The organism is Shewanella japonica (assembly GCF_002075795.1).
Taxonomy (GTDB): domain Bacteria; phylum Pseudomonadota; class Gammaproteobacteria; order Enterobacterales; family Shewanellaceae; genus Shewanella; species Shewanella japonica.
Genome location: NZ_CP020472.1, coordinates 3659649 through 3674830, shown reverse-complemented (window position 1 = coordinate 3674830; position 15182 = coordinate 3659649). Strand labels below are relative to the sequence as shown.

Sequence of the window (15182 nt, the reverse complement as noted above, 5' to 3'; positions counted from 1 at the left end):
CCAATGAGTTAGAGAAAATATCATGAGTTCGTTACATTACCTTTTTGGTAAGCCTGCATGTAAAGCTGATTTACGTACTGTAAACAGTGATTTTATCGTTAAAGAAATGCTCCCTTTCAGTCCAACAGGTGAAGGTGAGCATCATATGATCCATGTGCGTAAAGAGGGCTTGAATACCAATCAGGTGGCTGAAATCTTGGCTAAATTCGCTAAAGTTCATCAAAAAGAAGTGACGTACGCGGGCCAAAAAGATAAAAACGCCGTTACTGAGCAATGGTTCGGCGTCAGAATTCCGGGAAAAGAAACCCCTGACTGGCAGTCTCTTTCAACACAAGATAATACTGATGCAAAGGCGAATGAAGTTGACTTAGCGAATAAAGAAAATACCCCTCGCTTAACCATATTATCTAGTCAGCGCCATAGTAAAAAATTGCGTATTGGGGCATTACTTGGAAATCGTTTTGAACTCACCCTGCGCAATGTCAGTGACAAGGCTGAGCTTGAGAAACGTATTCAACAGGTAATGCAAACTGGTGTCCCTAATTATTTTGGGGAACAGCGCTTTGGTCATCAAGGTAAGAATTTGATTTTTGGCCAGCAAATGCTAGCTGGAAAAAAAGTAAAAGATCGAAAAAAGCGCAGTATGTATCTTTCGGCAGTTCGCTCTAATGTGTTTAATCAAGTGGTGTCTTATCGATTAAACCATCATAGTATTGCGCCTCTGACAGGAGATTGCGTCATGCTTGCGGGGAGTAAAAGTTTTTTTGTGACAGATAAATGGGATCCTGAAACATTAGCAAGATTATCAAGTAATGATATTCAGTTATCGGCGCCGTTATGGGGAAGAGGTAGCATACTCCCTCAAGCTGATGCTGCTAATGTTGAGCAAGCTGCGTTAATAGCACTAACAAACGATCTACAAGGGTTAGAGCAAGCTGGGTTAGAGCAAGAAAGACGGCCTATGCTGTTAAAACCGCAAGCATTGAAATATCGTTTTGAACAAGACACCTTGCTCATAGAGTTCATATTACCTGCAGGTAGCTATGCAACTTCCGTTTTGCGAGAGTTATTGGATTATCAAGATGTGCAGGAAGTTGCACGTCAGCAAAGGGTTGCTGAACAGCAAATGCAAGCTTCAATGCAAGCAGAAAACCTACAAAAAGCGCAAGAGTCGACAAAGTGATTAATATACTTGTTAGTAATGATGATGGAGTAACGGCTCCTGGTATAAAAGCCCTTGCTGTTGAACTTGCTAAAATCGCGAAGGTAAAAGTGGTCGCTCCTGATCGTAACTGTTCTGCAGCGAGTAATTCTTTGACCTTGACTAACCCATTAAGAATTAATAACTTAGATAATGGGTATATTGCGGTTAATGGCACACCTTCCGATTGTGTTCATTTAGCAATTCGTGAGCTATGTGATAATGAACCCGATATTGTCGTATCTGGCATTAATGCAGGCGCAAATATGGGTGATGACACATTATATTCAGGCACAGTGGCAGCTGCGATGGAAGGGCGATTTTTAGGACTGCCTGCCATTGCAGTGTCTTTAGTTGGTAAAGAGCTGATACATTATCAAAGTGCTGCAATTTATGCGGCTAGAATTGTACAAGGCTTGCTTGAACACCCCATTAATAATGATCAAATTTTAAATGTTAACGTCCCTGACTTGCCTGTAGAAGAAATCAAAGGCATACGCGTGACTCGCCTAGGCTCGAGACATAAAGCTGAAGGCATGATCAAAGCTCAAGATCCTGCTGGGCGAGATATATACTGGTTAGGCCCGCCAGGTAAAGAACAAGATGCGAGTGATGACACTGACTTTGGCACTGTAGAGCAAGGTTTTGTTTCAATAACGCCGTTAACTGTCGACTTAACTGCATATAATCAGCTTGCTGGTTTAGAGAACTGGATAAATAAACTATGAGCCAGGTAGCCTCAACAGTTGCCATTAATTTAGCGAGAAAGTTACACGAAGCTGGGATTCGTAATAATGCCGTCTTACAAGCCGTGTCTAATACTCCAAGAGAGCTATTTTTAGATGGCGCTTTGGCGCATAAAGCTTATGAGAATACCGCCTTACCCATTGGGCAAGGACAAACGATTTCTCAGCCTTATATTGTCGCAAGAATGACTGAATTGTTGTTACAACATAATCCTAGCAAAGTGTTGGAGATTGGCACAGGTTCAGGATATCAAGCTGCGATATTAGCTCAGTTAGTGCCCCAACTGTGCACTATTGAACGAATTAAAGCGTTGCAAATTCAAGCTCGGCAGCGATTAAAGCGTTTAGATTTGCATAACGTTTCTTTTAAATACGGTGATGGCTGGAAAGGGTGGCAGAACAAAGCTCCTTTTGATGCCATTATGGTGACTGCTGCTGCAGCTTCAGTGCCAGAAGCTTTATTGATGCAGTTATCAGAATGCGGTGTATTAGTGATCCCTGTTGGAGAAGACTCTCAGCAATTATTAAAAATTACTCGTCACGGGAATGAGTACAGTTCACAGATTATTGAGGCAGTAAAATTCGTCCCATTAATTAATGGCGAACTCGCTTAATTAGGGTGATATTTCCTATCATTTTGGAGAACATGCTTGAAGTATCACAATTGGGTTTTAATCACTTTCATATTGCTTTCAATTACGGGTTGTAGTTTTCAAGCTCACACTCCAGCACCTGTGAGTAGCATTTCGGCTTCTGCTGGGCCGAAATACAATAAAGGCTCGATCACCTCTGGCACTTACAAAGTAAAACGTGGCGATACCTTGTATTCAATTTCTTGGGGGGCAGGCAAGGATTTTAGCGATATTGCTAAATATAATCGCCTCAAAGCACCTTACACAATTTACCCCGGGCAGACGCTGAAACTCTATCAGCCTACACCTAGCAAAACGTCAGCTAAACCGGTTGCTGTAGCGAACAGTAAACCTAAGCCTGCAAAGAAACCTGTGGCAAAACAAACTACAGCTACAAAACAGGCTGGCACTAGTGCTGATAAAAATAGTACAAAAAAAGAGCTTGATCACAAAGCAAAGCCTGCGTATTCTGTAAAAACTACCCAAGAAAAAACGGTACAAGTAGCGAAAAATCCTGTTTCACGCTTGCCAGATAAAGTAAGTAAGTGGAATTGGCCGAATAAAGGTCGAATAATAGGGTATTTCTCTACCACTCAACAGGGGAATCAGGGCATTAAGCTTGCGGGTTCTCGCGGTGATATTATTAAAGCCGCAGCTGATGGAAGAGTGGTTTATGCCGGCAATGCACTTCGTGGATATGGTAATTTAGTCATTATTAAGCATAACGAAGATTTTTTAAGTGCATATGCCCATGCTGATGCAATATTGGTCAAAGAAAAACAATATGTAAATGCAGGACAGACAGTGGCGAAAATGGGTAGCGCAGGGGCAAACCAGGTGATGTTACATTTTGAGATCCGTCTCCATGGTAAGTCAGTTAACCCATTAAATTATTTACCTAAACGCTAACTGTTTAGTTCACATTAAAACGGAGGATAGGCAAGTGCAGTAGATACTTAAATTTTATCAGGTTTGGGAGAGCACCATATGAGCCAGAAACAAAACGCTGCAGTAGCAGAAGAGCTTATGGATTTAGCTAAACAACCAGAAGAGGTTGCACTAAAGGCAGGAACTAAAGCCAAAACAGCACAGCAACCCGATATCGACCAACAAGTTCAAGATGATCTGCAAAAGAATCTTGACGCCACTCAACTATATTTAGGTGAGATTGGTTTTTCCCCTTTGCTTAGTGCAGAAGAAGAAGTCTTCTTTTCACGTAAAGCACTCAAAGGCTGCGAGAAATCTCGTAACCGCATGATAGAAAGTAACTTACGTTTAGTTGTTAAAATTGCCAGAAGGTATAACAACCGTGGACTAGCGTTACTTGATCTTATTGAAGAAGGTAACCTAGGACTTATTCGCGCGGTCGAAAAATTTGACCCAGAGCGAGGCTTTCGTTTTTCAACTTATGCGACATGGTGGATAAGACAGACCATTGAGCGCGCTATCATGAATCAAACTCGCACCATTCGTTTACCTATTCATGTCGTTAAAGAGCTTAACGTGTACCTTCGTACCGCAAGACAATTGGCTCAAAAATTAGATCATGAGCCCACGGCTGAAGAAATCGCAGATACGTTAGATGTTTCTACTAGCGATGTAAGCCGCATGTTAAAGCTAAACGAAAAAATCACTTCTGTAGATACGCCATTAGGCGGCGAAAATGATAAAGCCTTATTAGATGTCATTGCTGATGATGATTCGGTTGGACCTGATTACAAAGTGCAGGATGAAGATCTATCAAATTCGATAGTAGGTTGGCTAAATGAGCTAAATACTAAGCAAAGAGAAGTGCTCGCGAGACGTTTTGGTTTATTAGGTTATGAGCCTTCTACATTAGAAAATGTGGGTGCTGAGATTGGCCTAACGCGTGAACGTGTCCGCCAGATCCAAGTTGAAGCTTTAAAACGATTGAAAGATGTTTTAGGTGCACAAGGCTTGTCAGTTGAAGCGTTATTCAGAAGCTAATTTGTTGGAATAAGCTTTAGTATGCTTTCAGTGAATAAGGACATTAATCATGTCCTTTTTTATTGTCTGTTGAAAACGAGGAATAAGAAACAATGAAAAAAATGTCATTAGTTTTATCAGTATTGTATGTGTTGTGATATTGACTGGTTGTCAAAGCACAAGAGACACAATGATAGAGCAAGGTTATCCCCTAGCTTATGCCGATGGTTTTCAGGATGGGTGCGATAGCGGTAACAAGGCTGGCGGAAGTTTGTTTGATGAGTTTAAAAAAGATGTCAATCGCTTTAATCAGGAGCAGGATTATGCTCAAGGCTGGACTGATGGATTTAGACAGTGTGAAACTGAGCAAGAATCAATACAGCGCCAAGTAAGAATGAGCATCGAGCAACAGAAATTACAGCAACAGACCAAGAGTAATGAGTTAGCTGAGCAACATGCATTAGAGCAAGAAGTCATGAAAGGAGTTGATACGAGTAGTCTAAAATCATTAGAGAAGTGACCAGGCTATACTCAATGCTGTTAGTGAATAAAAAAACGCTGCGAAATCATCGCAGCGTTTTTTGTATTGAGTCTATAAATAGATGTATTAAAGCTGAGCTAACCTTTTAAGTTCATACAACATATCTAAAGCCTGTTTAGGCGTTAAATTGTCTGGGTTTATCTTAGCTAACTTGTCTGTTGCAGCAGATGACTGGGGTTCAGGTAATGTCAGGTTTAATGCTTCTTGAATCGGTACTTGATTGTTATTAGCAAAGTCACGACTTTCAAGCATATGCAGTTTTTGTTTCGCCGCTTTGATGACGTGGGCTGGTACCCCTGCTAGTGAAGCAACTTGTAAGCCATAACTTTTACTCGCAGCGCCCTCTTGAACAGCATGCATAAAGGCAATTGTGTCCCCGTGCTCGACGGCATCTAAATGCACGTTAGCAGTTCCATTAATCTGTTCTGGCAATTGTGTTAGCTCAAAATAGTGGGTTGCAAACAAGGTTAATGCAGCTACTTTTTCAGCTAAATACTCTGCTGCTGACCAAGCTAGAGATAAACCGTCATAGGTCGAAGTTCCTCGACCGATTTCATCCATTAAAACTAAACTTTTCTCTGTAGCATTATGAAGAATGTTAGCGGTTTCTGTCATTTCGACCATAAAAGTAGAACGTCCAGAGGCGAGATCGTCAGAGGCGCCGATACGTGTAAATATTCGATCTACAGGGCCGATAATTGCTTTTTGTGCAGGTACAAAGCTACCTATATGAGCCATAAGCGTGATTAACGCAACCTGACGCATATAAGTCGACTTACCCCCCATATTGGGCCCCGTTACGATAAGCATTCTTCGCTTAGGCGCGAGGGTGACTGGGTTGGCAATAAATGGTGTTTGGCTAACTAATTCGACCACAGGATGACGGCCAGACTCGATATGAATACCAATGTCATTACTGATTTCTGGACAATGATAATCCAGTGTTTCAGCTCGCTCTGCAAAGTTGCTTAGCACATCTAATTCGGATGCAGCTTGGGCAAACAGTTTTAGTTCATGCAATTTAGGTAAAAGTAAATCAAATAACTCTTCCCAAAGCTGCTTTTCAATCGCTAATGCCTTTCCTTGACTAGATAGCACTTTCTCTTCGTATTCTTTTAACTCTGGTGTGATGTAGCGTTCGGTATTCTTTAGTGTTTGACGACGCTGATAGCTCAAAGGAACTTGATCTGATTGTAAGCGACTCACTTCGATATAGTAGCCGTGAACCCGGTTGTAGCCGACCTTTAAGGTATTGATGCCTGTTTGTTCTTTTTCACGGTTTTCTAATTGTACTAGATAATCAGATGCCCCTTCACTTAGGCCACGCCATTCATCTAGTTGTGCGTTGTAACCCGCTTTAATTACGCCGCCATCACGGATAAGCATAGGCGGATTATCGACAATCGCATTTTCCAATAGCTGTTGCTGCTCTGGAAACTCGCCTAATAAATTGGCTAGACGTTGGAGTTCACTTTGTTGGCAGTGACCTAAAGTTTGCTGAATTTCAGGTAATAAAGCCAACGCCTGGCGAAGACGGGCAAAATCTCGTGGGCGTGCGCTGCGAATAGCTAGCCTCGCCATGATACGTTCGATATCGCCAAGGGTTTTTAATTGCTGGTGTAAGTCTGCATATAGCCCCGTATCAATTAACTCAGCAACTGCTTGTTGTCTTTGGCTAATATGCTGTTGGTCACGCAGCGGTTGGTGGATCCATCGCTGCAACATACGACTTCCCATCGGCGTAGCTGTCTTATCGAGTACCCAAGCTAAGGTATTATCACGTGAGCCAGATAAATTAATAGTAAGTTCTAAGTTTCGGCGGGTTGCAGCATCAAGAATGATAGTATCAGCCTGATTAAACATGGTGATGCTATTAATATGAGGCAATGCTGTTTTTTGTGTGTCTTTGACATATTGCATTAATCAGCCAGCTGCTTGTAGCGAAAGCCTAGCATTTGTAATACCAAATCCATGAAGATCTTTGGTACCAAATTGCTCTAGAAGTAATTGAATGCTGGTATCGTAATCAAACTCCCATTCAGGTCTTCGACGTATGCCTTTGCGATTTTCAATTAATTGGCGGTCAAGTAAATCTTCACTGTAGAGCAATTCTGCAGGACTGGTACGTTGCAGTTCAGCTTCCAGTGTTTCTTCATTTTCAAGTTCAACAATAACAAATCGACCAGACGAAACATCTAAAGTCGCGTAGCCAAATCCACTCTTACCCTGATATACCGCAGCAAGTAAGTTATCCTGCTTTTCTTGTAGTAAGGCTTCGTCGGTTAAGGTACCTGGGGTAACAATTCTTACAACTTTACGCTCAACTGGTCCTTTACTTGTAGCAGGGTCACCGACTTGTTCACAAATAGCGACAGATTGACCAATTTGAACCAATTTTGCGAGGTAACCTTCAACGGCGTGGTAGGGAAGTCCTGCCATGGGAATCGCGTTACCACCACTTTTTCCACGTGCAGTTAATGAGATACCTAACAGTTCAGATGCCAGCTTAGCGTCTTCATAAAATAATTCATAAAAGTCTCCCATACGATAAAACAACAGCATTTCAGGATGCTGTGCTTTCAGCGTTAAATACTGGCGCATCATGGGAGTGTGCTTTTCTAAATTTGGGTCTTCATTTACGGTCATTAAGTGATTGCTCTTACTTTATTTTGAATTAGGCTAAGTCTGGGTCAATATAGGCGGTCATCTTAACAACAATTGATTTGATACCCAATAGAATCGCAACGATGCTATGCCGTCTTGCCCTTGTTTACTGATTTTTTGAACAATACTTATTGTTGTAAACTCAGGAATTTACCCAACCTAGAAGTACTGTATACAGTGGTTTTGTTTGTCTACTATTTATCGTTATTAATATATTTTCGTTATTAACTGTATGATTTTTAATGTGTAAATAATAGTAAGGTAAAAAAAAGGAAAAAAATTATACAGTAACTATTGATACTGTATGATTATACAGTATACTGAGCTCATATTACGAAACAGACAAATTTATTCGTTACCAAGTTCGTTATTCGAACTGAGTCACCTTAAAGGGATAAAGAGAATGAAAGCAGATCCAAATAAAGAGAAAGCGCTGAATGCTGTATTAGGTCAAATTGAAAAGCAATTTGGTAAAGGTTCAATCATGAAGTTGGGCGCTGATCGCACAATGGATGTTGAAACCATTTCTACAGGTTCGCTTTCGTTGGATGTTGCCTTAGGTGCTGGTGGTTTACCGATGGGACGTATCGTTGAAATTTACGGTCCAGAATCATCGGGTAAAACAACGTTAACACTTGAAGTTATTGCTGCAGCACAACGTGAAGGCAAAACGTGTGCGTTTATTGATGCTGAGCATGCTCTAGACCCTATCTATGCAAAAAATCTAGGTGTCGATATTGATAACCTATTATGTTCACAACCTGATACTGGTGAGCAAGCGCTTGAAATCTGTGATGCGCTAACACGTTCAGGTGCTGTTGATGTAATCATTGTCGATTCTGTTGCAGCATTAACACCAAAAGCTGAAATTGAAGGTGAAATTGGTGATTCTCATATGGGCCTTGCCGCACGTATGATGAGCCAGGCAATGCGTAAGCTTGCAGGTAACTTAAAACAGTCAAATACGCTACTTATTTTCATTAACCAAATTCGTATGAAAATTGGTGTTATGTTTGGTAACCCTGAAACCACAACGGGTGGTAATGCACTTAAATTCTACGCTTCTGTACGTTTAGATATTCGTCGTACAGGTGCGATTAAAGACGGCGATGCTGTCGTAGGTAACGAGACTCGAGTTAAGGTCGTTAAAAATAAAATTGCAGCGCCATTTAGACAAGCTGAATTCCAAATTCTTTACGGTAAAGGTATTAACCGTACTGGTGAGCTCGTTGATTTAGGTGTAGCACACAAGCTGGTTGAGAAAGCTGGTGCTTGGTACAGCTACCAAGGCAACAAGATTGGTCAAGGCCGCGCAAATGCGGGGAAATACCTAGTTGAAAACCCTGCAGTAGCAGAAGAAATTGAAGCAAATTTACGTCAAATGCTATTAAGCACTGAAAAAGAAGTGGCACCAGCTGAGTCGGATGAAAACATCGATTTAGAAACAGGTGAAGTGTTCTAATCACGTTTTAACAGTAATGAAAATAACTATCGCGGTCGACATGAGTCGGCCGCGATTTTTTTTTGTAAGTGCTCTATTCATTGGCATATGTGATCGAACGCCGCTCGTAAGGAAATGACTTCATTAAAGACGTCATTTAGCTCGTATTACGGCACAGATTATTAAAAACCAATTAACCGATTGCAGTAATCGCCCCTCATAGCAAGAAAATCGCTAATCTAAATACGCTTGGATCTCGCACCTTCAGTTTGTTTAAGTATATAATGTTGCCAATTTAAAGCTGATATTCAGCTTCATGATAAATAGAATTTATCCATTTAGGGCGATTTCATGTTTCAGACCACCACAGAATTAAGAAGCGCATTTTTAGCGTATTTTGGTAACAACGGACACCAAGTTGTCGACAGTAGCTCGTTAGTACCACATAACGATCCAACGTTATTATTTACAAATGCGGGTATGAACCAATTTAAAGAAGCTTTTCTAGGATTGGAAAATCGTGGTTATTCACGTGCAACGACATCGCAACGTTGTGTCCGTGCTGGTGGTAAGCATAATGACTTAGATAATGTAGGTTACACCGCCCGTCACCATACTTTCTTTGAAATGTTAGGTAACTTTAGTTTTGGTGATTACTTTAAAGAAGAAGCCATTTCATATGCGTGGAACTTCTTAACCCAAACACTGAAATTACCAACAGAAAAACTTTGTGTCACTATTTACGATACTGATGACGAAGCCTTTGAAATCTGGAATAAGAAAATCGGTGTTGCTGCTGAAAATATTATTCGTATTGGTGATAACAAAGGCGCTCCTTATGCCTCTGACAACTTCTGGCAAATGGGTGATACAGGTCCTTGTGGTCCATGTTCAGAGATCTTTTATGATCATGGCGAGCACATTTGGGGCGGCCGCCCTGGTACACCAGAAGAAGATGGCGATCGCTTCATTGAAATCTGGAATATCGTTTTCATGCAGTACAACCGTCAAGCTGACGGTGAAATGAAACCGCTACCAAAACCTTCAGTCGATACAGGTATGGGAATTGAGCGTATTGCAGCTATCATGCAAGGCGTACACTCAAACTACGAAATTGATATTTTCCAAGCGTTAATCAAAAAAGCGGCGGAAATTATTGGGGTTGAAGATTTAGAAAATAAATCACTGCGCGTAATTGCTGACCATATTCGTTCTTGTTCATTCTTAATTGCTGATGGTGTGATGCCGTCGAATGAAGGCCGTGGTTATGTATTGCGTCGTATCATTCGTCGTGCAGTGCGCCACGGAAATAAGTTAGGTGCAACCGATACGTTCTTCTTTAAATTACTGCCTACCCTGATTGAAGTCATGGGCGATGCGGGTAAAAGTTTGGTTGAAGCTAAAGCTATTATTGAAAAATCATTAAAAGCTGAAGAAGAACAATTTGCCAGAACACTAGAGCGTGGCTTAGGTATTTTAGATGCTGCGTTAAACGAGTTAGATACTAACGTTTTAGATGGTGAAACAGCCTTTAAACTTTACGATACCTATGGTTTCCCTGTGGATCTTACAGCTGACGTCTGTCGTGAACGTGATATTACCGTTGATGAAGCCGGTTTCGAAGCTGCGATGGCTGAGCAAAGAAGCCGTGCACAAGCTGCTGGTAATTTTGGTACTGATTATAATACTGGTCTTAAAATCGAAGGTGAAACTGAGTTTTGTGGTTACACCGAATTAAACGGTGAAGGCAGTGTTTCTGCAATTTATGTTGGTGGTGAATCAGTCGAGACGTTAGCAGCAGGTCAAGAAGCGGTAATCGTATTAGATAACACGCCTTTTTATGCTGAGTCAGGTGGTCAGGTAGGTGATAAAGGCTTACTTTCAATTGGCGAAAATGTTTTTGAAGTTGCTGATACGCAAATCTTCGGTCAAGCATTTGGTCACGAAGGTAAGTTAACGGCAGGTACATTGACTGTAGGCCAAAAAGTCACTGCAGAAGTGGATAAGAAATTACGTCACCGTACACAGTTAAATCACTCGGTGACTCACTTATTACATGCCGCCCTTCGTAATGTTTTAGGTACTCACGTAAATCAAAAGGGATCTTTAGTTAACCCTGAGCGTTTACGTTTTGACTTTGCGCACTTTGAAGCCGTAACTGCTGCAGAGCTCAAGCAAGTAGAAGATATGGTTAATACCCAAATCCGTCGTAACCATCAGCTAAAAACTGCTGTGATGGGTATTGATGAGGCAAAAGAGCAGGGCGCTATGGCTTTGTTTGGTGAAAAGTACGACAGTGAAGTACGCGTTGTGACTATGGGTGATTTCTCGATTGAACTCTGTGGTGGTACACATGTTGGCCGTACAGGTGATATTGGTTTATTCAAAATCACTTCTGAAGGCGGTATTGCGGCGGGTATTCGTCGTATTGAAGCGGTGACTGGCGTTGCGGCAATGGAGTATGTTGCTGACCAGCAAGCACAACTTGATAAAGCGGCTTCATTGTTAAAGTCTGACTCAGCTTCAGTTGTTGCTAAGCTTAAAGCGCAACTTGATAAAGTGAAGCAACTAGAAAAAGAAATGTCGCAGCTAAAAGATAAGTTAGCTGCTGCAGCTAGTGCAGATATTGCTGGTGAAGCCATTGAACTAAACGGCGTAAAAGTTCTTGTTAAAAAGCTTGAAGGTGTTGATCCTAAATCACTACGTGGTTTACAAGATGAGCTTAAGCAGAAGCTAAACTCAGCCATTATTGTGCTTGGTATAGCTAATGAAGGTAAAGTTAATCTTATTGCTGGTGTGAGTAAAGATTTAGTCGGTAAAGTGAAGGCTGGTGAGCTTGTTGCTATGGTCGCTCAGCAAGTTGGTGGTAAAGGCGGTGGTCGTCCTGATATGGCTCAAGCTGGCGGTACGCAACCAGAGAAACTTGATGATGCCTTAGCATTAGTTCAACCTTGGTTAACAGAGCGTTTAGGCTAACGGTTAATTAAGATTAAAGTCACTCTCATAGAGCAATGAACATAAAGCATCTAATATTGATAGCGGGTAAAAATGTGATTGATTTACCAGTGATTGTTAGTTGCTTTATGGCTTGAGTGATTGTTCAAGGTTTGGCATAGTAGAAACGTAATAATGACAGCGGTATTACGAAACCACATTTTTGAATAAAAACAGATTTAACGCACTGAAAATCATGTGAGTATAGTTTTTTATGCTTATTTGGTTATGAAAGCGACAAATTGTTTTGAAGGTTCTGTTTTAGCTTTGTCTAAAGAATGAACGTCAAATGTTAACAGCTTGAAACAATCGGACTTTAAAAATACCGAATTTCTTTATTTTTTGATTTTTTACAGTAAAAAGCTTAAAAATTTTATTGATTTAGTGTCGTTACTAATGATTTGTATTAAGCTAACTATATTAAAACGCGCATATTACGGATAGAAGCTGGTGTATGCTGATTGGACTAAAGGAGCAATCGAATGCTGATTTTGACTCGCCGTGTAGGCGAAACATTAATGATAGGTGATGAAGTTACAGTTACTGTGCTTGGCGTAAAAGGTAATCAGGTACGTATCGGTGTAAACGCACCTAAAGAAGTATCAGTTCATCGTGAAGAAATTTACCAACGTATCCAGTCAGAAAAATCTGGCAATACGACCCCAGAAGGGGGCAATTTCTGATAAATCAGAATTGTTAGCTATACGAATAAGGCCAGCGAAAGCTGGCTTTATTGTTTTTGGATGGTAAATAATGCTGGATCAATGGAAGCTATCGCTGTTGCTTTAATCATTTTTAAGCGTTTTTAATCATCATTGCTGTGACGCTTCTTTTTTATCTTTGAGTCGTTGACGACTTGAGTGTTGTTCTAACCCTCTAATTATTTCGATCTTCATTTATTTGCTCTAATCATTATGCACACAATTATTCTCAAATAAGCTGATTTTTAGTTTATGGGCAGGTTTATCTACTTCATTTTAATGAATGACGATGATGGCTACAAAAATGATGGTTTATTGTTTTTATCTATAAAAACAAAAATCGGGTAAAAGAATTGATAAATATTGTGGCATATGTCGGCAATGTGATTAAAAACAGTTCAAATGAATATAGTTTCTGAAAAAGGGTTTGACTTATTTTCTTCAAACAGTAATATACCGCCCAAGAAAACGGAGAGGTGGCCGAGTGGCCGAAGGCGCTCCCCTGCTAAGGGAGTATGGGCTTTAACTCCCATCGAGGGTTCGAATCCCTCCCTCTCCGCCATTTCTTAAAAATAGTAAACGATGCGCGTGTAGCTCAGCTGGATAGAGTACCTGGCTACGAACCAGGCGGTCGGAGGTTCGAATCCTCCCACGCGCACCATTACTATTAAAAAAAGCAATATCAATACGATGCGCGTGTAGCTCAGCTGGATAGAGTACCTGGCTACGAACCAGGCGGTCGGAGGTTCGAATCCTCCCACGCGCACCATTGATATTATTTGCTTTTGTACCAAATTTTGCGCGTGTAGCTCAGCTGGATAGAGTACCTGGCTACGAACCAGGCGGTCGGAGGTTCGAATCCTCCCACGCGCACCATTATTGTTCGGAGAGGTGGCCGAGTGGCCGAAGGCGCTCCCCTGCTAAGGGAGTATGGGCTTTAACTCCCATCGAGGGTTCGAATCCCTCCCTCTCCGCCATTATTTGCATAATCTAAACCATGCAACTAAGCTCATTAGCAATGAGCAAGCTCGTGTTAAGCGAGCGATATGAAAGATTTGCGCGTGTAGCTCAGCTGGATAGAGTACCTGGCTACGAACCAGGCGGTCGGAGGTTCGAATCCTCCCACGCGCACCATTATTAGAGAATGCCCTGTAGCTTGCTACAGGGCATTTTTTATTGCTGGTTCGTCAGTGCTCAATTTAAGTGTCACTTTTCTATTTTCATTTTGCGTAATAGGGCAAAGCCTTCAAAGTGTTAAATTCAATTACCTTCCTTTCTAGGCCGCCAGCGTCGTTTTAATGCTGTTTATATTTTTAGCCAATCTATACGTGTTAACAGCTTTTAATTCGCTTGATGTTGGTTAGCATGCGCTTGAGCTCTATATAGAGTCTGCGGCTAAGGGGGATCTTTTTTGCAACTCAACAAACGCATTATCTATATTGGTACTCTTTTAGGTGAAATCACTCTTAACATGGATCATCAGCGTTGATCTATTGGCATCAGGCACACTGAGGAGCATGATTTACCATGTAACTGCTCGATTGTAATAAATAGTCAATTAATCACGATAAAATTGGCATATTTATGCTTTTTACATCATCTGCACTTCTTTAGGGCGATTGGTTGTTCTTTATCTTGATATCACTTTTTAGTTAGAAGTCGTCATAATCTTGTCATTTTCTTCATAAACCCATCAAAATTAAATTATTATCATAAAAGTTTCGTTTTAATTATCGAATTCTCACCTATATCCTTTTAATTTTATTATTTTTGGTCTGACCAATTTACAAGGTGTTGGATTAATTGTTATAGATTAGTTATATTTTTCGTCAATGAAGAATTTGATATAACTAAATTAGCTGGTTGATTAGCTTTTTTATAATCATAAATTAGTTAAGATAGACTGAATATTTATTCTGAATGCCGTTTGTGAATTAATGAATGCCTACTTTTGGTGCGTGAGTTAATTTCATATATGACTTCATTATTGGCGTATGTAATCAGAACGGATCCTGTGTGCAATGACTGATTGAACACTAAGACAAGAGAGGGTGTATGACTTCAATATCTGAGCAATTATTTAACGCCTTAGGCGTGATGATAATGGGGATGAGCTTAGTCTTTATTTTTTTAAGCTTGTTAATCGTCGGTATCACTATCGTCGCCAGATTAACCAAGTCAGAAAATCAAGTTGCAGCAGCGTCGGCGCCAATAGTGCAAGCACCTGCATCAGCAGCGACACTTGACCCTAAGTTAGTAGCAGCAATCACTTCTGCTATTCATCAGTATCGTGCCAAAGATTAATAGTTTAGGAG

At 40.8% G+C, this 15182-nt stretch carries 10 protein-coding genes, 6 tRNA genes and 1 pseudogene; 16 read left to right on the top strand and 1 reads right to left on the bottom strand.

What is annotated here, in order from left to right; translation table 11 throughout:
- Positions 1-22 precede the first annotated feature (22 nt).
- The 6 genes from truD to SJ2017_RS15755 all read left to right on the top strand — a co-directional run bounded on the left by truD (position 23) and on the right by SJ2017_RS15755 (position 5046).
- Positions 23-1183: a tRNA pseudouridine(13) synthase TruD gene (gene truD / locus SJ2017_RS15780; RefSeq protein WP_080916357.1), complete on the top strand. Its 1161-nt coding sequence runs from the start codon at positions 23-25 to the stop codon at positions 1181-1183.
- Positions 1180-1929, top strand: a complete 750-nt coding sequence (gene surE / locus SJ2017_RS15775; RefSeq protein ID WP_055023773.1) for a 5'/3'-nucleotidase SurE — start codon at positions 1180-1182, stop codon at positions 1927-1929. The genes truD and surE overlap by 4 nt, the downstream gene beginning before the upstream one ends.
- Positions 1926-2561, top strand: a complete 636-nt coding sequence (locus tag SJ2017_RS15770; RefSeq protein WP_080916356.1) for a protein-L-isoaspartate(D-aspartate) O-methyltransferase — start codon at positions 1926-1928, stop codon at positions 2559-2561. Before surE ends, SJ2017_RS15770 begins: the two co-directional genes overlap by 4 nt.
- Before the next feature lie 36 nt (positions 2562-2597).
- Positions 2598-3488: a peptidoglycan DD-metalloendopeptidase family protein gene (locus SJ2017_RS15765; protein ID WP_080916354.1), complete on the top strand. Its 891-nt coding sequence runs from the start codon at positions 2598-2600 to the stop codon at positions 3486-3488.
- A 78-nt stretch (positions 3489-3566) separates the two neighbouring features.
- Positions 3567-4547: an RNA polymerase sigma factor RpoS gene (gene rpoS / locus SJ2017_RS15760; protein WP_055023776.1), complete on the top strand. Its 981-nt coding sequence runs from the start codon at positions 3567-3569 to the stop codon at positions 4545-4547.
- Between the two features lie 169 nt (positions 4548-4716).
- Positions 4717-5046, top strand: a complete 330-nt coding sequence (locus tag SJ2017_RS15755; protein ID WP_244899707.1) for a hypothetical protein — start codon at positions 4717-4719, stop codon at positions 5044-5046.
- Between the two features lie 87 nt (positions 5047-5133).
- Here the strand turns inward: SJ2017_RS15755 and mutS are convergent.
- A pseudogene (mutS, locus tag SJ2017_RS15750) lies at positions 5134-7713 on the bottom strand (DNA mismatch repair protein MutS).
- A 421-nt stretch (positions 7714-8134) separates the two neighbouring features.
- Between mutS and recA the strand changes: the two are divergent.
- The 10 genes from recA (at position 8135) to SJ2017_RS15700 (ending at position 15171) form a co-directional block, all read left to right on the top strand.
- Entirely contained in the window at positions 8135-9193 is a 1059-nt protein-coding gene (gene recA, locus SJ2017_RS15745; protein ID WP_080916352.1) for a recombinase RecA, read from the top strand.
- 330 nt (positions 9194-9523) lie between these two features.
- Entirely contained in the window at positions 9524-12148 is a 2625-nt protein-coding gene (gene alaS / locus SJ2017_RS15740) for an alanine--tRNA ligase (protein ID WP_080916350.1), read from the top strand.
- Between the two features lie 500 nt (positions 12149-12648).
- The gene (gene csrA, locus SJ2017_RS15735; protein ID WP_055023781.1) at positions 12649-12849 is read left to right on the top strand and encodes a carbon storage regulator CsrA; all 201 of its coding nucleotides are present in this window, start codon (positions 12649-12651) and stop codon (positions 12847-12849) included.
- Positions 12850-13337: 488 nt separating this feature from the next.
- Positions 13338-13429 (top strand) — tRNA-Ser (locus tag SJ2017_RS15730).
- A 22-nt stretch (positions 13430-13451) separates the two neighbouring features.
- Positions 13452-13528, top strand: a tRNA-Arg gene (locus SJ2017_RS15725).
- Between the two features lie 31 nt (positions 13529-13559).
- Positions 13560-13636, top strand: a tRNA-Arg gene (locus tag SJ2017_RS15720).
- 30 nt (positions 13637-13666) lie between these two features.
- Positions 13667-13743 (top strand) — tRNA-Arg (locus SJ2017_RS15715).
- A 9-nt stretch (positions 13744-13752) separates the two neighbouring features.
- Positions 13753-13844: transfer RNA gene (locus SJ2017_RS15710), tRNA-Ser, on the top strand.
- A gap of 80 nt (positions 13845-13924) precedes the next feature.
- A tRNA-Arg gene (locus tag SJ2017_RS15705) sits at positions 13925-14001 on the top strand.
- A 921-nt stretch (positions 14002-14922) separates the two neighbouring features.
- The gene (locus tag SJ2017_RS15700; RefSeq protein WP_055025723.1) at positions 14923-15171 is read left to right on the top strand and encodes an OadG family transporter subunit; all 249 of its coding nucleotides are present in this window, start codon (positions 14923-14925) and stop codon (positions 15169-15171) included.
- Positions 15172-15182: the final 11 nt, after the last annotated feature.

Bases quoted from the DNA above. Each gene is read 5' to 3' on its own strand.
- SJ2017_RS15700 (WP_055025723.1), top strand. From the start codon at position 14,923: ATGACTTCAATATCTGAGCAATTATTTAACGCCTTAGGCGTGATGATA.
- SJ2017_RS15770 (WP_080916356.1), top strand. From the start codon at position 1,926: ATGAGCCAGGTAGCCTCAACAGTTGCCATTAATTTAGCGAGAAAGTTA.
- rpoS (WP_055023776.1), top strand. From the start codon at position 3,567: ATGAGCCAGAAACAAAACGCTGCAGTAGCAGAAGAGCTTATGGATTTA.
- csrA (WP_055023781.1), top strand. From the start codon at position 12,649: ATGCTGATTTTGACTCGCCGTGTAGGCGAAACATTAATGATAGGTGAT.
- recA (WP_080916352.1), top strand. From the start codon at position 8,135: ATGAAAGCAGATCCAAATAAAGAGAAAGCGCTGAATGCTGTATTAGGT.
- alaS (WP_080916350.1), top strand. From the start codon at position 9,524: ATGTTTCAGACCACCACAGAATTAAGAAGCGCATTTTTAGCGTATTTT.
- truD (WP_080916357.1), top strand. From the start codon at position 23: ATGAGTTCGTTACATTACCTTTTTGGTAAGCCTGCATGTAAAGCTGAT.
- SJ2017_RS15755 (WP_244899707.1), top strand. From the start codon at position 4,717: ATGATAGAGCAAGGTTATCCCCTAGCTTATGCCGATGGTTTTCAGGAT.